Origin of the sequence: Halalkalibacter kiskunsagensis (genome assembly GCF_037027555.1) — a bacterium.
Taxonomy (GTDB): domain Bacteria; phylum Bacillota; class Bacilli; order Bacillales; family Bacillaceae_D; genus Halalkalibacter; species Halalkalibacter kiskunsagensis.
In genome coordinates this window covers 82442-102857 of record NZ_JAXBLX010000013.1, presented here as the reverse complement: position 1 = coordinate 102857, position 20416 = coordinate 82442, and the positions used below count along the sequence as shown (strand labels likewise).

22 protein-coding genes are annotated in these 20416 nt (G+C 37.5%); 18 read left to right on the top strand and 4 right to left on the bottom strand.

Annotation, left to right across the window (positions count from 1 at the left end; all coding sequences use genetic code 11):
• The first annotated feature begins 51 nt into the window (after positions 1 to 51).
• The 3 genes from SLH51_RS09675 to SLH51_RS09665 all read left to right on the top strand — a co-directional run bounded on the left by SLH51_RS09675 (position 52) and on the right by SLH51_RS09665 (position 2523).
• A complete protein-coding gene (locus tag SLH51_RS09675; protein ID WP_335961007.1) occupies positions 52 to 492 on the top strand; it encodes a YlbF/YmcA family competence regulator in 441 nt (146 codons plus the stop codon).
• Positions 493 to 796: 304 nt separating this feature from the next.
• A complete protein-coding gene (locus SLH51_RS09670; RefSeq protein ID WP_335961006.1) occupies positions 797 to 1075 on the top strand; it encodes a YlbG family protein in 279 nt (92 codons plus the stop codon).
• A 215-nt stretch (positions 1076 to 1290) separates the two neighbouring features.
• Positions 1291 to 2523, top strand: a complete 1233-nt coding sequence (locus SLH51_RS09665) for an MFS transporter (RefSeq protein WP_335961005.1) — start codon at positions 1291 to 1293, stop codon at positions 2521 to 2523.
• A gap of 169 nt (positions 2524 to 2692) precedes the next feature.
• On the opposite strand, the gene SLH51_RS09660 is transcribed toward SLH51_RS09665, so the two are convergent.
• On the bottom strand, positions 2693 to 3082 hold the full coding sequence (locus SLH51_RS09660) for a DUF7147 family protein (RefSeq protein WP_335961003.1): 390 nt from the start codon (positions 3080 to 3082) through the stop codon (positions 2693 to 2695).
• A gap of 651 nt (positions 3083 to 3733) precedes the next feature.
• On the opposite strand from SLH51_RS09660, the gene rsmD reads away from it, so the two are divergent.
• Complete coding sequence (rsmD, locus tag SLH51_RS09655) at positions 3734 to 4285, top strand: 16S rRNA (guanine(966)-N(2))-methyltransferase RsmD (protein WP_335961002.1); 552 nt, start codon at positions 3734 to 3736, stop codon at positions 4283 to 4285.
• Positions 4286 to 4300: 15 nt separating this feature from the next.
• Complete coding sequence (gene coaD / locus SLH51_RS09650) at positions 4301 to 4786, top strand: pantetheine-phosphate adenylyltransferase (protein ID WP_335961001.1); 486 nt, start codon at positions 4301 to 4303, stop codon at positions 4784 to 4786.
• Between the two features lie 66 nt (positions 4787 to 4852).
• On the opposite strand, the gene ylbJ is transcribed toward coaD, so the two are convergent.
• Entirely contained in the window at positions 4853 to 6079 is a 1227-nt protein-coding gene (ylbJ, locus tag SLH51_RS09645) for a sporulation integral membrane protein YlbJ (protein WP_335961058.1), read from the bottom strand.
• Between the two features lie 198 nt (positions 6080 to 6277).
• Here ylbJ and SLH51_RS09640 point away from each other — a divergent pair, with 198 nt between their 5' ends.
• Together SLH51_RS09640 and SLH51_RS09635 are read left to right on the top strand one after the other, a co-directional pair.
• Complete coding sequence (locus SLH51_RS09640) at positions 6278 to 7087, top strand: patatin-like phospholipase family protein (protein WP_335960999.1); 810 nt, start codon at positions 6278 to 6280, stop codon at positions 7085 to 7087.
• Positions 7068 to 8105: a SepM family pheromone-processing serine protease gene (locus SLH51_RS09635; protein ID WP_335960998.1), complete on the top strand. Its 1038-nt coding sequence runs from the start codon at positions 7068 to 7070 to the stop codon at positions 8103 to 8105. The genes SLH51_RS09640 and SLH51_RS09635 overlap by 20 nt, the downstream gene beginning before the upstream one ends.
• A 145-nt stretch (positions 8106 to 8250) precedes the next feature.
• Here SLH51_RS09635 and SLH51_RS09630 read toward each other — a convergent pair whose 3' ends face one another.
• Complete coding sequence (locus tag SLH51_RS09630; RefSeq protein ID WP_335960996.1) at positions 8251 to 9465, bottom strand: nucleotidyltransferase; 1215 nt, start codon at positions 9463 to 9465, stop codon at positions 8251 to 8253.
• Positions 9466 to 9729: 264 nt separating this feature from the next.
• On the opposite strand from SLH51_RS09630, the gene SLH51_RS09625 reads away from it, so the two are divergent.
• From SLH51_RS09625 to SLH51_RS09610, 4 genes are all read left to right on the top strand, one after another.
• The gene (locus SLH51_RS09625) at positions 9730 to 10245 is read left to right on the top strand and encodes a YceD family protein (RefSeq protein ID WP_335960995.1); all 516 of its coding nucleotides are present in this window, start codon (positions 9730 to 9732) and stop codon (positions 10243 to 10245) included.
• Between the two features lie 98 nt (positions 10246 to 10343).
• Positions 10344 to 10517: a 50S ribosomal protein L32 gene (rpmF, locus tag SLH51_RS09620; protein WP_144450654.1), complete on the top strand. Its 174-nt coding sequence runs from the start codon at positions 10344 to 10346 to the stop codon at positions 10515 to 10517.
• A 171-nt stretch (positions 10518 to 10688) separates the two neighbouring features.
• On the top strand, positions 10689 to 11450 hold the full coding sequence (locus tag SLH51_RS09615) for an enoyl-CoA hydratase/isomerase family protein (RefSeq protein ID WP_335960993.1): 762 nt from the start codon (positions 10689 to 10691) through the stop codon (positions 11448 to 11450).
• 328 nt (positions 11451 to 11778) lie between these two features.
• Positions 11779 to 12348, top strand: a complete 570-nt coding sequence (locus SLH51_RS09610; protein WP_335960992.1) for an RsfA family transcriptional regulator — start codon at positions 11779 to 11781, stop codon at positions 12346 to 12348.
• A gap of 53 nt (positions 12349 to 12401) precedes the next feature.
• On the opposite strand, the gene SLH51_RS09605 is transcribed toward SLH51_RS09610, so the two are convergent.
• Complete coding sequence (locus tag SLH51_RS09605) at positions 12402 to 12920, bottom strand: N-acetyltransferase (protein ID WP_335960990.1); 519 nt, start codon at positions 12918 to 12920, stop codon at positions 12402 to 12404.
• A 180-nt stretch (positions 12921 to 13100) separates the two neighbouring features.
• On the opposite strand from SLH51_RS09605, the gene SLH51_RS09600 reads away from it, so the two are divergent.
• The 7 genes from SLH51_RS09600 (at position 13101) to SLH51_RS09570 (ending at position 20353) form a co-directional block, all read left to right on the top strand.
• The gene (locus SLH51_RS09600) at positions 13101 to 14015 is read left to right on the top strand and encodes a 2-dehydropantoate 2-reductase (RefSeq protein ID WP_335960988.1); all 915 of its coding nucleotides are present in this window, start codon (positions 13101 to 13103) and stop codon (positions 14013 to 14015) included.
• Complete coding sequence (locus tag SLH51_RS09595) at positions 14008 to 14388, top strand: DUF3397 domain-containing protein (protein ID WP_335960986.1); 381 nt, start codon at positions 14008 to 14010, stop codon at positions 14386 to 14388. The genes SLH51_RS09600 and SLH51_RS09595 overlap by 8 nt, the downstream gene beginning before the upstream one ends.
• A gap of 84 nt (positions 14389 to 14472) precedes the next feature.
• Positions 14473 to 16092: a bacillithiol biosynthesis cysteine-adding enzyme BshC gene (gene bshC / locus SLH51_RS09590; RefSeq protein WP_335960984.1), complete on the top strand. Its 1620-nt coding sequence runs from the start codon at positions 14473 to 14475 to the stop codon at positions 16090 to 16092.
• Positions 16093 to 16245: 153 nt separating this feature from the next.
• A complete protein-coding gene (gene mraZ, locus SLH51_RS09585) occupies positions 16246 to 16677 on the top strand; it encodes a division/cell wall cluster transcriptional repressor MraZ (protein ID WP_335960983.1) in 432 nt (143 codons plus the stop codon).
• A gap of 25 nt (positions 16678 to 16702) precedes the next feature.
• On the top strand, positions 16703 to 17635 hold the full coding sequence (rsmH, locus tag SLH51_RS09580; protein ID WP_335960981.1) for a 16S rRNA (cytosine(1402)-N(4))-methyltransferase RsmH: 933 nt from the start codon (positions 16703 to 16705) through the stop codon (positions 17633 to 17635).
• Between the two features lie 19 nt (positions 17636 to 17654).
• On the top strand, positions 17655 to 18002 hold the full coding sequence (gene ftsL, locus SLH51_RS09575) for a cell division protein FtsL (protein WP_335961056.1): 348 nt from the start codon (positions 17655 to 17657) through the stop codon (positions 18000 to 18002).
• A 140-nt stretch (positions 18003 to 18142) separates the two neighbouring features.
• Entirely contained in the window at positions 18143 to 20353 is a 2211-nt protein-coding gene (locus SLH51_RS09570) for a penicillin-binding transpeptidase domain-containing protein (RefSeq protein ID WP_390184045.1), read from the top strand.
• The last annotated feature ends 63 nt before the right edge of the window (positions 20354 to 20416 follow it).

Genomic DNA, 20416 nt, shown 5'->3' with positions numbered 1-20416 from the left:
TTAAACGATTTAGCTAGGTTATGTTATACTGGTTTCTAGGAGGTGTGAGTTATGCTCGCAACTATTTCAGCATTTGAGATAATGGATGAAGCAAGTGAACTGGGTCAAGCAGTTCTCCATTCTGAACCTTATCAGCAATACATTGAAGCAAAAAAGGTACTACTAGCGGATTCGAAGGCTCAAGAGCGAATTCGAACGTTTAATAACATGAAGGACCAATATGAAGAAGTGCAACGTTTTGGGAAATACCACCCAGACTACGATAAAGTGTCAACAGAAATACGCCAAGTAAAACGTGAAGTGGACTTAACGCCGTCTGTATCTGTTTTTAAAAAAGCAGAACGCGAACTGGAGTCGCTCTTAAATGAGATAAGTGAAGTGTTAGCAAGAGCCGTTTCTGATACGATAAAAGTGCCTACAGGTAATCCGTTTTTTGATAATATGTCATGTAGTGGAGGTTGTAGTTCAGGTGGAGGTTGTGGTTGCAGTTAAATGAGAGTGAAGCAAAATGCTTCTCTCTCGTTTTTTTTGTAAACTCATTTGAGACGTGTCTTGTAATTAATTGTCAGTTAGGCGAATGCAATTAGAAACAGCCATTGCCTTAACAAAAAAGCTTCTCTTGTGGAGTGAGTTAAAACTGTCTAAATTCATAATCACCATCCCCTTGTTACTATTTTCTTTTCTATAATAAGAGGTTGTCATGCTATATAACCAGGTAGAAGAAAACATGTTCTATTGATGGAAAAGTTAGAACATGCTAGACTAAGACAAGATCAAACTTAAAGGAGAACAATATATGTTAGGTTCGAAACGTCAAGGAGTTGCTGTGTGGCTTACCTCACTAAAGTTTGCTAGGCAACTACGTCGGTTTGGTAATGTTCATTATGTTTCAAAAAAGATGAAATATGTTGTTTTTTACTGTGATCAAGAGAAAGTCGAAGAAACAATAAAAAAATTGCAATCTTTTCCATTTGTAAGAGATGTTAAGCCGTCGATGCGACCTTTTATTGAAACTGAATTTCAAAATGCTAAGCCAGATAAAGCAAAAGAGTATGATTATAAAATGGGAATATAATAGTTGGGTGACTCAAAGGTAGCTGTATGCAACCAAAATGAGTCACCTTTTTATATGCCCAATTATTTATTTTTTTAAAAATTTGCAGAAATTGGAGATATTGCGATAAAACCACTGAATTTGTAAGACCTGTACTTATAAAATGAGAGAAACTGGAGTTGATTACTTCGACTATCGAAATATAGAATAGGGGTAAGACAAAAGGAAGTGGTAGGATGGTAAGTTGGAAACGAAATTTATGGATTTTGGTCGTTAGTCAGTTTCTTGTTATAAGTGCGATGACGATGATAATTCCATTTTTGCCTCTATATATACAAGAGTTAGGTGTTACAAATCCTAATACTCTTAGTATTTGGGCAGGGGTTATTTTTGGTGCTAATTTCTTAACTGCATTCTTATTTTCGCCCTTTTGGGGAAGAATGGCTGATAAATACGGTCGAAAAATGATGATTTTGCGTTCTGGTTTTGGTATGGCACTTATAATAAGTTTAACAGGATTTGCAGCGGGACCTGTTACTCTTCTTCTTTTGCGTTTATTAAATGGAGTCGTATCTGGCTTTATCCCAGCATCAATTGGTCTTATTTCGACCAATACACCAAAAGAAAGGGTTGGTTATGCATTAGGTCTGTTACAATCTGGCTCGGTATCTGGTGCGATTTGTGGTCCGCTTATTGGTGGACTCTTAGCTCAGTCCTTTGGTTTTAGAATGGTTTTTTTCATTACTGGAATGTGTATCCTATTAGCCACAATAGTTGTGTTGATTTTTGTAAAGGAACAATTTACTCCAGTTCAGTCCAAAGAAAAAACAAGTACACTTCAAGAATTTAAAATGATTACGAGCCGTAAGCCTGTTTTATCCTTGTATGTTGTTATCTTTCTTATCCAATTTGCTGTAATGGGAGTAAATCCCTTATTGTCACTTTTTGTCGAAGAGTTAACGTCCCCTGCAACTGTTGCTTTTTATGCGGGTGTTGTTATTTCGGTAATGGGGTTTGCGAATATGCTAACGGCTCCACAATTAGGAAAGTTAAGTGACAAAAAAGGTGCACAGCATGTATTAATATATTCAATGCTTGGTGTTGCATTGTTTTCAATTCCACAGGCATTTGTCACGGATATTTGGCAGTTAATTATATTACGCTTTATAATTGGGTTGTGTCTAGGTGGCTTATTGCCAGCTGTAAATACACTGATTCGGATGCATGCACCTTCCGGTATGGAAAGTAGGACCTATGGTTTTTCAAATAGTGCCATGTACCTTGGAACGATGATAGGTCCAATACTTGGGGGATTAATTGTCTCAAGTATTGGGATAAGAGGTCTATTTTTTGCTTGCGCAGTTGTGTTGCTAGTGAATGTCATGATTGTTAAGATAAAAGTCTTGCCGACTGCAAATAAAGTATTTGATCAAGAGAAGCTTAGACAAAAGAAAGAGAACGTAGTGTAGCATATGTGAAAATCCCCGTAGAAATGAACTGTGAACGTTCATTCTATGGGGATTTTTTGAGTGTGTTTGCAATTACGAACTCAACTAACCTAACGGAGAATCAAGTGAATTTGTGAATGAAATTCGAATCCTTTAAAGTCTATCCTAAATAATCAATGTTGTGCTCATGTTATTGTAGGGGTGGGATGTATCGGTTCATTCGAAGAACACCAATAAGGTATTGATAATATAAATCTTTTTCTTCAAATTGATCGGATGATTTAACTTCCAGTTTATGAATTGGTTTGTCTACTTGTTTAGAAAGCTGTTCAAAGAGTCGATAGCGTTCGGTTTGTTTTCTGTTTGGACTGTTAATCCCTTCTAAACAGAGGTAAAGTGGCATCATTTTTCCCGGTACAGCAGGATGCAAAATGAGAACGAGCGAAGACTTTTCTTGATCATTTATCGTTGTATCAAGACGTAGGAGCATATGTATTCTTGATTGGTTTGAGCTAGCTAGCTCAAGTAATTCATATAAATCGTTGTATCCTTCACCTAGTAAAATAAATCGTTGTATCATGTCATTAAACCCTTCCTTCTACCTGAACTACAACAAAAAAATGTAGCATGAAAAATAGAACTTGTCGAGCAAAAAAAATCCTCGCAAGGAATTCCTTGCGAGGTGCCCATACACATACTATGTATGTAATGAGGCTATGGGAGAGGAGAAACCGGAGGAAGAACTTATGGGGAAACGTAAGCCTTCTCCGCGGTTGTAGCAACACTATAAGAGTGCTACTAATTGAAGTATGACCGCAATGGCGTTATTCCATACATAGAAACAAGAAAATATTGTAATGAGATTGTTTAATATGAATGTCAATGTTTTAAAATCTTTTTAGCAAGCATAATACGTTGCATCACTTCTTTTCATTTGTGACAAAATGAAAATGAGTGGGGGAGACGACTCGAGTTCCCTTAAAAAGGTGAGAATCGAAGCCACTGAAAAAGTCCATCGAGGAAGCGGCAATGGCTCTGTACGATGCGCGCTTGCTATGAGAAAGCCACTCATAGCGGCCTTTAAAACAAGGAAACGGCTACGCTCAGTTCCTTCAAATACCGACCTTTTTCAGTGGCCTCTGAGAATCAACCTTTTTGCGAAGGAATTCTCTATAAATTCCACTTATGATAGGATAGAGTAGATTATGTATGTAGAGGATAGGTGGAAATCGTGAGAGTGATATCAGGAGAAAAACGTGGTTTACCTTTAAAAGCCGTACCAGGATCTTCAACAAGACCAACCACGGATAAAGTAAAAGAATCGATTTTTAATATGATAGGTCCATATTTTCAGGGAGGTCTCGCTTTGGACTTATATGCAGGAAGTGGAGGATTAGGAATTGAGGCAATTAGCCGTGGAGTAGAAAGGGCTATTTTCGTAGATCAAGATCGAAAAGCAATTGAAACAATTAAGAAGAATTTACAACAATGTTTGTTTGAAGAACGTTCAGAAGTGTATCGAAATGATTCAGCTAGAGCATTAAAAGCACTGATTAAACGAGAAATAACTTTTTCGTTTATTTTTCTAGATCCACCTTACGCAAAGCAAAATATTGAAAGCGAAATAAGCATCATACTCGATCATGATTTATTGGAAGAAAATGGAATGATTGTTTGTGAACATGATACTTCGGTAAAACTTCCATCTGAAATTGGAAAAGCAAAAACATACCGATCTGAGATTTATGGAGACACAACGATTACAATTTATATATATAAATAAAGAGGAGTGGAAAAAATGGCGAGTATAGCTGTTTGTCCAGGCAGTTTTGATCCAGTGACGCTAGGTCACCTAGATATCATTACGAGAGGAGCGTCTGTATTTGATAAAGTAATTGTTGCCGTTCTTCACAACAGAAATAAGCAACCTTTGTTTTCTGTTGAAGAACGGGTTTCCTTACTAGAAGAAGTTACAAAAGATCTTGAAAATGTCAAAATTGATTCATTCAATGGATTATTGATTGATTATATGAAGGAAAACAAGGCCAATACGATCATCCGAGGTCTTCGGGCTGTTTCAGACTTTGAATATGAGATGCAAGCTGCCTCCATTAATAAGAAGCTTGGGCCAGAAATAGAAACATTTTTCATGATGACAAATAACCATTATTCTTATTTAAGTTCTAGTATTGTAAAAGAAATTGCAAAATACAATGCTGATGTTTCGGACATTGTTCCACATGTGGTAGCTGAAGCGTTAAAAATGAAATTTGAAACTTCATAAAGTAAGAATCAAGAGGATCTGACGATGAGTCAGTCCTCTCTGATTATGATTTTAATCGAAGACTTGTTACTTGAATTTAACTAATGCGTTTTTTGCAGTTAATATGATAAATAATATCAGCATCAAGAGGGTGAAAAGTGAGCCATAGTGAATAATAAGATTCCAAGTTGATTGGAACCATGTACTCGATTGTTCTTGTAAAAATACGGGGATGACTTGCCATTCTTTTTCGGCTAATTGGTGTTGTACATAAAATGGATTCCATAATAAAAAAACGAGAAAAGCAGCGATGAAACCATGTAGGACTCGAGCGATGAAGAATGGCTTAAATCGGATATCTGTCTCGGCAATTATGCTAGCTACTTGTGCTTGTATGGAGAATCCGCTAAAAGCTAAAATGAAGCTTGTAACAATTATTTGTTCAAGTAAACGAACAGAAGAGGTTTCACTAGCCATTTGTGCTCCAAGTGTCATTTCAAATAAGCCAGAAATAAGTGATGCATTAAATTCACTTGGCAAATGGAAAAAGGTTAAAACGACAGAAATGAATGTACCAAGAAAAGCGACGATTCCAACGAGGCTTAGGATTTTATTTAGAACAGAAAATAAAATAATAAACCCACCAATCATTAATAGCGTACGAACGGACGATTGAACAGCATCGCCAAGTAATTTTCCAATCGGACGCCCATCACGGATCCTCTCTTCGTGAAGTAATTTAATGGCTGTTAATAACCCACTAACTTTTGGTTTAAGAGGTGGGCTTGCAGCTTCTTCCTCTCTACCATGAAAACGCATAATAAGACCAACAATAATATTACCTAAATAATGAGCAAGAGCAAGGACAATCCCTAGTTGCGGATTATGAAAAAATCCGACTGCGATCGCCCCAAAAATAAAAAGTGGGTTTGAAGAACTAGTAAAACAGACGAGACGCTCTGCTTCAATCCTGGAAACTTTTTTCTCGTGTCTTAGGCGTGCAGTGATCTTTGCACCAGCAGGGTTTCCAGACGCAAGCCCCATCGCCCAGACGAATCCGCCTACACCAGGTACGCGAAAAAGTGGACGCATTAGTGGCTCGAGTAATGCACCTAGAAACGTGACTACACCAAAACCAATTAATAGCTCTGATACTATGAAAAAAGGTAACAACGATGGAAACACAACATCCCACCAGATTTGCAATCCTCGAATTGATCCCTCAAGAGCTTCTTGGGGGAAGACCATAAGTGAGGCTGCTAGTAAAATGCTCAAAAGAGCAAGGGTGAGTGTTTTAGTAACGGATAAGGACATCAAACAGCGGCCTCCTTTTAGCGGTTGTTCAAAAACAACATAGAATTAATGAGCGTAGCTATTGCCTGCCTTTTTGTATAGGATTGTTAATTTATTAGATTTTTTGAACATGTCCATAATATAACTATACGTATACGAGCTTGTAATAGACCATATGATTTAGATTGAGGAAGCCAAAAATGTAAGGAGAGGATAAGTGTGGCGAGAACTCGTCCAAAAATCGGTCTTGCACTTGGTTCTGGTGGGGCACGTGGTTTTGCTCATATTGGTGTACTGAAAGTTCTAGAAAAAGAAAACATTCCAATTGACTATATAGCAGGTAGTAGCATGGGAGCATTAGTTGGAAGTTTATATGGAGTTGGACAATCGCCAGCTAATTTAGAGAGATTCGCTTTATTGTTTCGAAGAAAATATTTTATTGACTTTATTGTTCCAAAGCTTGGGTTTGTGGCTGGGCACAAGGCGAAAGAAGTGATTCGAATGTTGGCAAAGGGAAAAAAGCTTGAACAATTAAACCCTCCAGTTGCCGTTGTCGCGACAGATATTAAAAACGGTGAAAGAGTTATTCTAACAGAAGGAGATATTGCAACAGCGGTGAGAGCAAGTATCGCTATCCCAGGAATATTCGTCCCAGAAAAAATAGGAGAACGGTTACTTGTTGATGGAGGGGTGATTGATCGTATTCCTGTTTCAGTAGTGAAAGAGATGGGAGCAGATGTTACGATAGCTGTCGACGTGTCTTATTTTCGAACGGAGCCAGAATTACATACAATTTATGATGTGATTATGCAAAGTATGGACATTATGACACGTGAGCTAATTCGTATTCAAGAATTTGATAGTTCTGTTATGATAAGACCAATAGTAAAACATTCTAGTTCTTTAGATTTTTCTGGAGTTGAACGTTTAATTCAATGTGGGGAAGATGCAACATTGGATAAATTAGATGAGATCAAAAGTTGCATTGCAAATTGGAAGGAGAACAAAGATGACAGGGTCGAGGATTAAAAAAAGATGGATCTTCTTGATTGTTGTTTTGCTTTTTCTACACTTTTATCAGTTTCCTTATTATTATTCCCAACCAGGAGGAGCAAAGGTATTAGATCAAGTAATTATCGTAGAAGATGGATATACCGAAGAGGAAGGCTCATTTATGTTAACAACAGTTCAAATGGGGAAGGCAAATCTGTTCTTTTATATCTGGGCACAGTTGAGTCCGTACAGAATGATTTATCCTGAGGAACAATTGCGATATGAAGGTGAAACAGATGAAGAATATCAACATCGGCAGTTGATGGCCATGACAAGTTCTCAAGAAGTTGCAAAAATTATTGCGTATGAAGCAGCAGGTAAAATAGTAGAATACGAACATAAGGGAGTATTAGTTACTTCATTAATTGAAGGAATGCCAGCTTACAATGTTTTGCAAACAGGGGATCACATTATTGAAGTAGATGGTGAACAATTACAAACTGCAGAGCAATTAATTGAAAAGTTACAAGGGATGGGTGAAGAAGATACAGTACAAATAACGGTAAAACGAGAAGAGAAGGTCGAAGTAGTGGAGCTTGGATTCTCACCTTTTCCTGAAGGTTTGAATGCTCCTTCGGGAAGAGTAGGAATAGGCATTTCAGCTCCTGTAACAGACAGAGACGTATCATTTAATCCAGAAGTTACGATTGATACCAGTCAAATAGGTGGGCCTTCTGCAGGGTTAATGTTTTCTTTAGAAATTTACAATCAACTTTTAGAAGACGATATTACTAAAGGGTATGATATAGCTGGAACAGGTACGATTAATGAGGCAGGTGAAGTTGGAAGAATTGGTGGAGCAAATCAAAAGGTTGTTGCTGCTGATAAGGCTGGAGCTGATTATTTCTTTGCTCCAAATGAAGGTGGGGCTAGTGAATCTAACTATCAGGAAGCCCTCGAAGCTGCTGAAGATATTGGAACGAATATGCAAATCATTCCGATTGACACATTTGAGGAAGCGTTGGCTTTTTTAGAATCACTTCCTCAAAAATAGTTATTATTGAAAAAAGAGCTTGTCTGAGTATTTGACTCAAATAAGCTCTTTGCGTTTTGAATTAAATGCGATGCAACTGCCTTAGGGAATCATTTATTCTCATTCTATAAGTATAGTTCATTTGAGAAAGCGGGAGATTCGTTTCTTAGTGTGCAATGATAGGGTGCCTTGAAAATTGCTCACTCATCTCTTTGCGTCGAACTTCACTTGAAAGTGGAGAAAGATATATATTTGTTGCTCGTTCTTCAAGAAAAGCGGTGATTCCTTTAGCTTTTGCAGGCTTTGTTATCAATGGAACACTCCGATTTTTTTTTGATTGATTTAAATAGGCTTGACCAAGGGTGTTCATCCCCAACAAACGAATATATTCAGGTGTTTGTTGAGATAAAGCTTCTTTCATTTCGAGTTTTGTTGTGTTAGTTAATATATGAGTAGCTAATCGTTGAAGTCGTGTCCAAGTATAACGTTTTGTTTTTAATTGCTGCATCCAGTCAGAAAATGATGTAGCGCGTTTGGAGACATTTTTAACTCGATATTCTAAACCTTCTTCGCATTCATAAATCATTCGTAAGTGAGTAACAGGTGTAGAGAGAACTTTATATTGAAGTAAGTCATAATAGTCTTGCCAAGTATGCAGCAATGAGTATGTCTGTTTATATGACTTCAGGAGTTGGTAGGACTCTGTTGGCATGACATGTTTTATCTCTGACAGCTCCCCATTTTGTATTGCTTGACGAATGCTAGTAGCACTTGCAATTGAGCCTTCAGAAATCTGTTGATCGTGATAGTGAGCTTGTCGTCGTAACGTTGTTGTCGCTTGAATCGAATACCCTTGGTCTTGAATCGCTTTCATGTAATGAAAACCTAAGATGTTATTTGGTTCAGTTAATGAAAGGGTATCACAGTCGGGATTTAATTGTGTAAATGCTGTAGAGGTTGCCCGCGGATAGCTATACCCTAACTTCATATTTTCTTTCACATGTCGATCAAAGGCGACCTTATTTTGCCGCATAAATGTAAGTAAATGTTCAAAGTCTTGTATGTTTCCAGATTCACTACCAAAATTAATAAAATTAACGCCCATTTCAGCTAAAAGAGAGATCGCTCCATTCGCAAATGTTTCTGCTTTTTGGGTAGAATAAATATATGGTAGCTCAATCACTATATCGACACCACATGCGAGAGCCATTTGTGTTCGAAACCACTTTGAAACAATGGCAGGTTCACCTCGTTGTAAGAAGGAGGCGCTCATTACAGCTATTACAACATCTGCATTTGTTATTTGTCGTGCTTTTGTCACTTGAAAATGGTGTCCATTGTGAAACGGATTATATTCGACTACAATTCCAACTGCTTTCATTTAATCACCTAATCCTTTATAGCAAAGTGAATTCGCTTCATTCAAAATCTACGTAGAGTTGTTGATAGGTTTCTAATGTTTTTACACTCTTAAGTAAATAGAGTATCTTTACTCTTCTTTTATGACATGCTACAATAAACGTCATGCTTTAAACAAGTACTAGCTCTAGTACTTTATTATAGTCAATCAAGTGTAAAGAAAAAAGGTTGACATTCAAATAGTGTAGAGCTATACTTAATTTTGTTGTCTTAGAGGTGATCAGAGATGAAATGGTCATTACAGCAATTAACTGTTGCCAAGCGAAAACCATTTACATTCGAAGAAGAAATTGATTTATCTGGCTTAAAAGAATTAAATCCAGAAATTAGAGCGGTATCTCCGTTTAATGTAAAAGGAGAACTTATTTACTCTGGTTCACTGCTTACCTTTCGGCTTGAGATTAAAGGAGAGTTAGTTCTTCCCTGTGTAAGAACGTTAGCTGATGTGAAGTTTCCGATTGACCTTCATGTAACTGAGCATTTTCATCAAGCAAATGATTATGTAACCGCAGATGTTGATCATGATGATATTAACTTTTTCGAAGGTGAAACCGTTGATTTGCTTCCAGCCATTAAGGAGCGAATTTTACTTGAAATTCCGATTCAAGTATATGCAGAAGAAGAGGCAGAACGCCTTGCACCTCCATCCGGGAAAGATTGGGGAATCATAACGGAAGAAGATCGTAACAATCGAATTGATCCGAGATTAGCTGATTTGGCAAAGTTTTTTGACAAGAAATAGGAAAGTCGAAGCACCGGCAACGGTCGGGCCTTCATTTCATATACCCAACTTGAGTGAACGAAGTTGGATTTTATAGATTTTTTAAGGAGGTGGGAATGATGGCAGTACCATTTAGAAGAACATCTAAAACTCGCAAAAATAAGCGTCGTACTCACTACAAATTAGCGGTACCTGGTATGACTAAATGTCCTGAGTGTGGAGAATTAAAGCTTGCTCACCGTATTTGTAAAGAGTGTGGCTCTTACAAAGGCCAAGACGTGATCAGCAAGTAATTGGATACGATCAATGAGACGAAGATGTTTATCTTCGTCTTTTTTGTCTTTGTAACTAATTGTTATGTTGCTACTCATCCTCTGAGACTTCTTAGAGGCGATTAGCCCAGAGGAGAAATTGTGGATAGGTCGAACTATTGGTGCTAGTACAATCATAAAAGGAGAGAGCGTATGGAAAGTGTACAGATTAAAAACTATGGAACTGGTGTGACTCTAATTCAAATTGATCGAAAAGAAATAAGAAACGCTATAAATGAACAGGTGATGGATGAATTAAACCAAGCGTTAACGCTTGCTGAAAGGGATGCTAGTTGCATTGTTGTTATAAGTGGTTCAGGAGAGCGTGCCTTTTGTTCTGGGGGAGATTTGTCAGTGTTTCAATACTTGAAAACCGAAAAGCAAGCGAAGGAGATGCTATTGAAAATGGGGGCAATTTTAGAAAGACTCGCATTTTTCCCAAAAGTAACAGTAGCTGCTCTAAATGGAACTGCTGTTGGGGGAGGGAGCGAGTTAGCGACAGCCTGTGATCTAAGAATCGCGGCTCCTCACGTCAAATTGGGCTTTGTTCAAGGGGAACTTGGTATAACAACCGGTTGGGGAGGAAGTTCATTACTCTTTGAGAGAGTAACGAACCAGATAGCACTAGACATGTTGCTCTCAGCTCGAATGTATAGTACAGATGAACTGTACAAACAGGGTTTCGTGCACAAAGTTATTTATAATGCGTCTTTTTTAGAAGGGGTTATAGAATACTTAGAGTCATATTTCTTGCAAAATAAAGGTGTGTTACAAGCCTACAAAGCAAGATTATTAGATCAATTAGATCGACCGAATATACATAGAAATATCCAGAATGAAATCAAGGACTGTGCCAAGTTATGGGAGACGGATGTACATCATGAAGCTGTTCGAGCATTTTTAAATCGCTCATAAGAGTTTCAGTGCTAGATTTATGAATATATCTTGGAAAATCGGTAATACTTGTCTACTAGAGGTTGTCAAAAGGTATGGTACTCCTCTTTTGAAACCTTGAAGCTATGAGTTACACTCATGAATTACTGCCTCACGCGTCAAATGGATTTGTTACTCCATAAATTATAGCTGAGTAGAATAACTTGCGCACGGTTTTGGAGCAACCTCTATTAACGCTAAATCTATCTACATAAAACGGAAGAGAATATCATTTTTTTGCTGATAATAAGTCTTTCTACTCTAGTAGATGCATACGTATAAGCAAACGAGACTTTTGAGGAGGGTTTCTATGACAACGATTCGCCAAGATGCATGGAACACTGATGAAGATTTAATATTAGCTGAAGTTGTTCTTCGACATATTCGGGAAGGGAGTACACAACTTTCTGCTTTTGAAGAGGTTGGAGAACGCTTGTCTAGAACGAGCGCAGCTTGTGGTTTTAGGTGGAATTCAGCTATCCGCAAAAAGTATGAATCAGCAATTGCATTAGCAAAAAAACAACGTTCAAAAGGCAAGAAGCAGCTTTCTGAGAAAATGGAGTGGTTTGAGGAAAGTAGTGAAGAGATAAATGAGCCAGTTGCAACAGTAACAAAGCCACTAGAGGGTGAATCTGAGAAAGTAATGAAGCACAGTATAGAAACTTCTGTAATTACGATGGAAACGGTCTTGTCTTTTTTATCAGAATATCACGAAAGCATGAAAGATCGTATTCCAACAGAAGAAATTGAAAAGTTGAAATCTGAAAATGCAAAGCTTCAGAAAGAGCTTGAAAAAGTAAAAGAAGAAAAGAAAGTAATGACAGAAGACTACCGAGCTCTTTTGTCTATTATGGATCGAGCGAGGAAGTTATCTATTTAATAAAGACACATGAGCGCCAATGAGCGCCCATGTGTCTTTTCTAAATCACGTTTTTAATTAATCTCTTCAGATGATTCAACATTAATGAGTTCTTGATCAGTTTGTTGCTCTTTGACACCTGCTGGATACCAGACGAATGGACTTTCACCACGATCTCTACTAGCATCATATGTCGCGGCTTCAAAACTCATGTGGTTCCAGAAATCACTTGAGCCTTGTCTGGCATTTGTTTTAATAGGGAGTCCAAATGATTTTGCAAAATTAACTAATGTTTCTCCATATCCTTTTTTTCGATAAGGCTCTAATACTTCTAATTTCCACAGTTCTAAATAATCTTGAGGCGGATTAAAATAGCGATCGAATTTTCCGGCAATACGATATAAACTCATTCTAGCGACAAGTTTATTTCCGAAATATATTCCATAAAACGGTGATTCGCTATCATTTTCAATCATATTGGCTTCTAAGTCGTCTTTCATTGAGAGTTCTGCAGAGCCATATTCACGAAAGTTTTTAAATTCTTCTAATGTTTTATAGTTTACAAGTAATCGCTTCACTTCATAATTGTGCATTTGGTTATCCTCCTCTTAAGCATGTTCTTCTCTATTTTACTACAATTTTAGTTGGAAGCGTTTAAAATTGTAGTTTTTTTTGTTAAAGTTAAAAATGTCTTAAAAATCAGATTATTAATATTCGTTAGTTTTTCTAAAAGTTATGGTACAATTTTGTTAAAAATTCAAGGAGCCGTAAAAGTGAAAATTGTAATTGTAGGACCTGGTTCTATCGGGTTGTTAGTAACGTTTTATTTAGCTCATCAACATCATATGGTCTCACTAGTGACCAATCGACAGGAACAAACAACTGTGATAAATGAAAAAGGGATTCATTTAATTCGTCATAAACAAATAGCGAAAATGAATGTACCTGTGACTACATTCTCTAATTTTAACTGGGATGAAACAATCGATCTTTTAATCGTCACTGTGAAGTCTTATCAGGTAACAAATGTGTTAAAGAAAGTGGATTTTACAAATGTGAAATCGATTCTTTTTTTGCAAAATGGAATGGGACATACGGAGATATTTTCTAAATTAGCTATACCAGAATTGGCTGTGGGGGTAATTGAGCATGGTGCGTTACGTGAAAATGATTTTACCGTACACCATACAGGTGTAGGGAAATTAAGGTGGAGTTATGTACGTGAGGGTTCAGGGATCATAAATGAAGTATTAAAAGGAATTATCGATCCTAACTTCCCAGTTGAAAAAGAGCAAGATTGGACTAATATGCTAGAGAGTAAACTTATTGTGAATGCTTGTATTAACCCAATTACAGCATTATTTCAAGTGGAAAATGGTGAATTAGTAAAGAATGAACACTATTTATCTATGATGAATTTAGTGTTCAAAGAAGTAATCTCGGTAGTTGGATTCGTCGATGATTCAGACACGTGGGAGTATGTTTGTCAGGTTTGTAGGAAAACTGCGCATAACCGTTCGTCAATGCTTGTAGATATTGTTAATAATCGGAAAACAGAAATTGATAGCATTGTTGGATATCTGATTCGAAGAGCTAGGGATCAACAGATTGATATTCCTATCTTAACTTTCCTTTATGAAGGGGTAAGAGCAAAAGAATTGAAACAAGGGAGGGATGCTTATGACTGAGGTGGTAGCTTGGGTGATCGCTACGATTGTAACGATACCTCTTTTAGGGTGGTATTTCATTTATATTGTCTCTGTTAAAATATCTAAAAATAAATCCAAGTCTATTCAGCGTGCATCTGATTGGACGACAGTTCTTTTTATGATTGCTGTTTATTTTATCATTATTGAGCTTTGGGCTAAATCGCTTTTATGGGTGATATTAGCTGTTTTCTTTTTTGTTGCTCTTATTTTTACTTTTATACATTGGAGATTTTCTGGAGATATACATGTCGGAAAATTATTTAAAGGTATATGGCGTTTTAATTTTTTGTTGTTTTTTACGATATACATATTTTTATGTGGATTTGGATTGCTATTAAGAATTTTGAGTTAATTATCAGTTCGTTACACTTGGTCAAATGCTTGTACTTTGCTATGATTGAAAGGAATTTAGTAATGCGAAAGGACGTCTAAACATATGGAAGTAAGAGAAATCGACTTAACAGCTGATACTGGCTTTATAAGTGAATATATTAGTGGGGAAAAAGTGAATGAAGTTTTTTTTGATTATTCCTATACTGATGATGATAAATTTAACCAAAGAGTCGATCATATTTTAACAAGAACATTTAAACGGAACGAGGTGGCAGATTACTTATCGTCTGTTCATTCATCTCTTGACTTTGAAGATCAAGCCCGTATACAAATAGAGAAACTGCGTACCTCTAATTCATTGGTTGTTGTTGGTGGACAGCAGGCTGGTCTTCTATCTGGGCCTCTTTATACTGTCTATAAGGCAATGTCTATAATCCTATTAGCAAAACAACAGGAAGAAAAATTAAATTTACCTGTCATTCCGATATTTTGGGTTGCAGGAGAAGATCACGATGTTGATGAAATACGATATGTCTATAAAGAGAAAGCGGGACGTTGGAAAAAGCATTTGTATGATGGCGAATTGCCAATAGCGTCGGCATCGTCTCTTCCGTTAGATTCAGAAGAACTAGAGAAGTGGGTACAGGAGATGTTTGCGACGTTGCCCGAAACAGCTTTTACGAAATCTTTACTTGGAAAAGTATCTGTTTTTTTAAGTGAGTCGAAGACAATTGTTGATTTTTTTCGAAAAGTGATGAATTGGTTTTTTGGGAAAGAGGGATTGTTATTATTAGATGCTCATGACCCAGCGATTAGAAAGTTAGAAGTTGACTATTTTAAGCGATTAATCCAAGAGGTTGAGCAAGTTCAAAGCGCTCAGCAAGAGGGGGCGCGATCGTTTTTAAAAGCCGGTTACGGTGAGCCGATTAAAACAGATGAAAAAAATGCTCATTTGTTTTTTGAAATAAATGGGGAGCGGAGACGACTTGATTATCATGAAGGTGTTTTTTCTGTAAAGGGAATAAATATAACGTATACAAAAGAGGAATTAATCAAGATTCTTACTTCAACTCCCGAAAGATTTAGCAATAATGTTGTAACGAGACCACTGATGCAAGAATGGCTGTTACCTGTTTTGTCATTTGTCTCTGGACCTGGTGAGTTGTTATATTGGGCTACATTAAAGGGAGTGTTTGCTCATTTTGATGTGAAAATGCCTCCTATTGTACCTCGGATTCAGATGACATTCGTTCCTCCACAAGTTGGAAAGTGGTTGGAGGAAATGAATTATGATATCAAACCGTTTTTACAAGGGAAATTAGAAGAAATTCAAGAGGATTGGCTAAAAGATGTGACACCATATCCTGTTAGTGAGGTGGTAGATATGGTTAGAAATGAGTTAGTGACCAATCACTATCCGATACGACAGCTTGCTCAAAAAATGGACCCGACATTAGCTAAATTAAGTGAAAAAAACCTCGTTATTCTCAATGATCAAATAAATTTCATGGAAAAAAAGATGAAAAATTTTGTTCGACAAAGCCATGAGAATGCGCTTTCGAAATTTACAGAAACAGGGCATTGGCTTGCCCCGTTAAATCGACCGCAAGAACGCATAATTCATCCAATTGTGTTGATGAATGTCATCGGGATTGAACGATTCAGGCGATTGTTGTCAACAAAGATGTCGGTTAACGACAAGCATAAAGTCGTCTATTTGTAAATTTGTGTTATGTTTTCCCGTCGAAATGTGGATAAAGAAATCCTGCCTTATGGTGGGATTTTTTTTGTTGTGGATAATTTGAAAATTTGTTGTGGTGCGAAGTGGAGGAATGTGGTAACTTAAGGGTAGTAAGTGGGGGGAGTTGGGTACGCGATGTTTATGGGTGAATATCGCCATAACGTAGATGAGAAAGGTCGTATGATTGTTCCGGCAAAGTTTCGGGATAATTTAGGCTCGTCTTTTGTTGTGACCCGTGGGCTTGATCGTTGTTTATTTGTTTATCCACAGGAAGAGTGGAAGAAACTCGAGAACCAACTAAAAACCCTGCCCTTTACTAAGAAAGATGCTAGAGCATTTACGAGATTTTTCTTTTCTGGTGCAACTGAATGTGAAATAGATAAACAGGGGAGAGTAAATATAGCCTCTCCACTTAGGGAATATGCACAGCTTGATAAGGAATGCGTTGTAATTGGAGTATCCAATCGAGTTGAAATTTGGAGTAAAGTAATTTGGGAAGAGTATTTTGCTGAATCAGAAGAATCATTTAGCGAAATAGCTGAAAATATTGTGGATTTTGATTTGTAGAGATAGTGCCTTTGGAGGTAGTGGAATGTTTCATCATGTGACGGTATTAAAACAAGAATCAGTAGATGGATTAAACATCAAACCAGATGGAGTTTACGTCGATTGTACACTCGGTGGGGCTGGACACTCGTCGTTAATTGCATCACAACTTGGAGAAAATGGACATCTTTTTGCATTTGATCAAGATGACAAAGCTTTAGAACATGCAAAAGAAGAAATGCAACCTTATATGGGAAAAGTAACGTTTATTAAAAGTAATTTCCGCTATTTAAAGCGTGAATTAAATCAACGGGGAGTTACGAGCGTAGATGGGATATTATTTGATCTTGGGGTGTCAAGCCCTCAACTCGACGATGCAGAACGTGGATTTAGCTATCATCAAGATGCCACTCTTGATATGAGGATGGATCAAACAGCAGAGCTTTCAGCTTATCAAGTGGTAAATGAATGGGCATTCGAGCGCCTTGTTAAAATAATATCAAGGTATGGAGAAGAAAAGTTTGCCAAGCAAATAGCACGCAAGATAGAAGCTCATAGAGAAAATAAGAAAATTGAGACAACAGGGGAACTTGTGGAGATTATAAAAGAAGCAATACCGGCTCCGGCAAGGCGGACTGGTGGACATCCGGCCAAGCGAACGTTTCAAGCGATTCGAATAGCTGTTAACGATGAATTAGGAGCTTTCGAAGAAGCATTAGAGGATTCAATTTCTTTGTTAGCACCAGGAGGTCGGATTTCGGTTATCACGTTTCATTCATTAGAGGACAGGCTTTGTAAAGAAGTGTTTCGGGAAAAAAGTAAAGGCCCAGACCTTCCACCGGGGCTGCCTATTATTCCAGAAGGTTATGAACCAATTTTAAAATTGATAACAAGGAAACCAATAGTTGCCTCACCAAAAGAGTTAGAAATGAATAATCGTTCAAGATCAGCAAAGTTAAGAGTGGCAGAAAAACGTTAAGGGGGAGTATGATTTGAGTATGTTAGCGCGTAAGTATCAAGAACAAGAACAAAGGCAAATACAAACTAAAACACGAGTACGCCGAGTTCGTAACCCAATAACAGTTGGTGAAAAAGCGATTGCTGGCTTAATTACGTTCATCGCTTTTATCGTATTCGGAGTTATAGTTCATAATTACGCAACTCTTTACACAGTAAATCAAGAAGCTTATCAATTACAACAAACAATTAATCAACAAGCACAGTTGAATGAGGGACTTACATTACAAGTGGTCGAACTAAGTGCACCAGATCGTATTTTACATATTGCAAAAGAGGAGCTTGGAATGACTCTTGATGATAATAAGGTGAAAGTCGTGCAAAACTAGTTCAGCGATGAGCTAGTTTTTTCAGCTAACAGAGTGTTATAAAAAACAGGTGAATTCCCTCTTACTTCTTACATACCGTTAAAATGGCATAATTTGAAATGCTGTAATCGAATCTCACCTGTGGCATAGTAGATAAAGAGGTGAAAACATTGGAAATAAAAAGATCTGTAACAAACAAAAGAGCGGTTTTATTGCTAGGCGTTGTTCTAGTCTTGTTTTGCATATTGCTTGGTCGAGTTGTTTATATTCAAACGACAAAGGAAATAGACGGACAAAATCTACAAACGCTTGGGGAAGAGAGATGGACAACCACAAAGAACCTTGAAGGCGTTCGTGGGACCATATATGACCGTGCCGGGAGCGCGATAGCACAAGAACTTAACTCTTATACTGTCTATGCGGTACTTGATGAAAATTATCAAAGTTATGTAAGAGATGTTGAAAAAACGGCTAATTTACTTGGTCCACATATTAATATGGATGAACATGCATTGACCAATGCATTAACAAATGGAAAGACAAGTGGGAAATTTCAGATTGAGCTTGGGGCAGGCGCTAAAAACATGACACATGAACAAATGAGCGCGATTCTTGATTTAGAATTAGATGGAATCTATTTCCGCGATGAACCAAGGCGATATTACCCGAAACAAACATATGCCTCTCATGTTATTGGTTATACTGAAAGAGATATGGGGGAAGCTAGAATGGGGCTTGAGAGAAGCTTAAATGACCTTTTAAAAGCTGAGGATGGGTCCATTAGCTATCAAAGAGATCGTAAAGGCATTCCTTTGGTAAATCCTAATCAGCACATTACAGCAGCCAAAAACGGACAAGATGTGTACTTAACATTAGATTCAAATATTCAAACTGCTCTTGAGCAGGTCATGACTCAAGTCGAGGAAGAATACAATCCAGAGAAAATGATCGCGATAGTTGCTGATCCAAAAACTGGTGAAATACTCGGAATGAGCAATCGTCCAAGCTTCAATCCGAACAAATATGAGCAAATTACAAACTACTTAAATTATGCTATCTCAGATCGTTTTGAACCAGGTTCAACGATGAAAATGTTTACTGTTGCTGCTGCGATAGAAGAAGGGGTTTATTCAGGAAGTGAAAACTATCAGTCTGGTACGATCCAAGTAGCTGATCATAGTATAGGAGATCATAATAATAGGAAAGGATGGGGTTCTATTTCGTATGATGAAGGGTTTTACAGATCGTCGAATGTAGCGATGGCCAAAATAGCCCTTGAAAAATTAGGTGGAGATAAGTTATATGATTATTTACACAAGTTTGGATTTGGCCAAAAAACAGGAATTGATTTGCCTAATGAGGCAGATAGCCTAATAGCCAAATATGGACAGACAGAAGTAGCAACTACGGCTTATGGCCAAGGTACTGCTGTTACACCTATTCAACAAATTCAAGCCGCAACTGCGATAGCAAATGAAGGGAAAATGATGAAGCCCTACATTATTGATCGTATAGTAGATCCAAATTCGAATACGGTCGTTCTGAAGAATGAAGCTGAAGTTGTCGGAGAACCGATATCAAAAGAAACTGCTGCTCAAGTGAAAGATCTTCTAGAAGGTGTTGTTACTTCTTCTGCTGGTACTGGTCACCCGTATTATTTAGAAGGTTTTAATGTAATTGGGAAAACTGGAACTGCTCAGATTAGTAATCCGAATGGATCTGGCTATATTACAGGTCATGGTGAAAATATATTTTCATTTTTAGGTATGGCTCCTAAAGAAGACCCAAGAGTCATTGTGTATGTAGCAGTGGACCGACCGAAAATAGGATTAGATGAAGTGGGTTCTGCTCCTACATCGATGATATTCAACACAATTATGAAGCATAGTTTACAATATTTAAATATTACACCTACAGTCGAAGAAATTGTCGAAGAAACAGAAGCTGGATTCGAGACGGAGAACTATATTGGCCGGTCAACTGCAGAGGTCAAGGAAAGTCTTCAATCTGAAGAAATTGATCTAGTTATGCTTGGTTCGGGTTCTAAAGTCGACTCTCAGCAACCTCTCTCTGGAAAGGGAATGTTACCACGAGAGCGCCTTTTTATTAGAACAGAAAGTGAAACAGTTAAAATGCCTGATTTAACAGGCTGGTCAAATCGCGATGTCCGAAGGTTTGCCGAAGTTATGGAGCTTACGCCAACTTTTTTTGGTAATGGATATGTACAAAAACAGAGTGTAGAACCGGGATCGACGATACGAAAAGGAGAGTATATAGTAGTTGAGCTTGAGCCTAATAGTCGTGAAAGGATTTCAGAGGACGAGCTATCTGAACCATTGACAGAAACACAAACTGAACAAATAGGAGAATAGAGAAGCTACAGCACTTGTTCTATCTAACTGCGTACAAGCATACGTTTAAACAAGCTGATATGA

Excerpts from the sequence above, each read along its gene's own strand:
- SLH51_RS09675 (WP_335961007.1), top strand. The coding sequence starts at position 52 with ATGCTCGCAACTATTTCAGCATTTGAGATAATGGATGAAGCAAGTGAA.
- SLH51_RS09670 (WP_335961006.1), top strand. The coding sequence starts at position 797 with ATGTTAGGTTCGAAACGTCAAGGAGTTGCTGTGTGGCTTACCTCACTA.
- SLH51_RS09665 (WP_335961005.1), top strand. The coding sequence starts at position 1,291 with ATGGTAAGTTGGAAACGAAATTTATGGATTTTGGTCGTTAGTCAGTTT.
- SLH51_RS09660 (WP_335961003.1), bottom strand. The coding sequence starts at position 3,082 with ATGATACAACGATTTATTTTACTAGGTGAAGGATACAACGATTTATAT.
- coaD (WP_335961001.1), top strand. The coding sequence starts at position 4,301 with ATGGCGAGTATAGCTGTTTGTCCAGGCAGTTTTGATCCAGTGACGCTA.
- ylbJ (WP_335961058.1), bottom strand. The coding sequence starts at position 6,079 with ATGTCCTTATCCGTTACTAAAACACTCACCCTTGCTCTTTTGAGCATT.
- SLH51_RS09635 (WP_335960998.1), top strand. The coding sequence starts at position 7,068 with ATGACAGGGTCGAGGATTAAAAAAAGATGGATCTTCTTGATTGTTGTT.
- SLH51_RS09630 (WP_335960996.1), bottom strand. The coding sequence starts at position 9,465 with ATGAAAGCAGTTGGAATTGTAGTCGAATATAATCCGTTTCACAATGGA.
- SLH51_RS09625 (WP_335960995.1), top strand. The coding sequence starts at position 9,730 with ATGAAATGGTCATTACAGCAATTAACTGTTGCCAAGCGAAAACCATTT.
- rpmF (WP_144450654.1), top strand. The coding sequence starts at position 10,344 with ATGGCAGTACCATTTAGAAGAACATCTAAAACTCGCAAAAATAAGCGT.
- SLH51_RS09615 (WP_335960993.1), top strand. The coding sequence starts at position 10,689 with ATGGAAAGTGTACAGATTAAAAACTATGGAACTGGTGTGACTCTAATT.
- SLH51_RS09610 (WP_335960992.1), top strand. The coding sequence starts at position 11,779 with ATGACAACGATTCGCCAAGATGCATGGAACACTGATGAAGATTTAATA.
- SLH51_RS09605 (WP_335960990.1), bottom strand. The coding sequence starts at position 12,920 with ATGCACAATTATGAAGTGAAGCGATTACTTGTAAACTATAAAACATTA.
- SLH51_RS09595 (WP_335960986.1), top strand. The coding sequence starts at position 14,008 with ATGACTGAGGTGGTAGCTTGGGTGATCGCTACGATTGTAACGATACCT.
- bshC (WP_335960984.1), top strand. The coding sequence starts at position 14,473 with ATGGAAGTAAGAGAAATCGACTTAACAGCTGATACTGGCTTTATAAGT.
- mraZ (WP_335960983.1), top strand. The coding sequence starts at position 16,246 with ATGTTTATGGGTGAATATCGCCATAACGTAGATGAGAAAGGTCGTATG.
- rsmH (WP_335960981.1), top strand. The coding sequence starts at position 16,703 with ATGTTTCATCATGTGACGGTATTAAAACAAGAATCAGTAGATGGATTA.
- ftsL (WP_335961056.1), top strand. The coding sequence starts at position 17,655 with ATGTTAGCGCGTAAGTATCAAGAACAAGAACAAAGGCAAATACAAACT.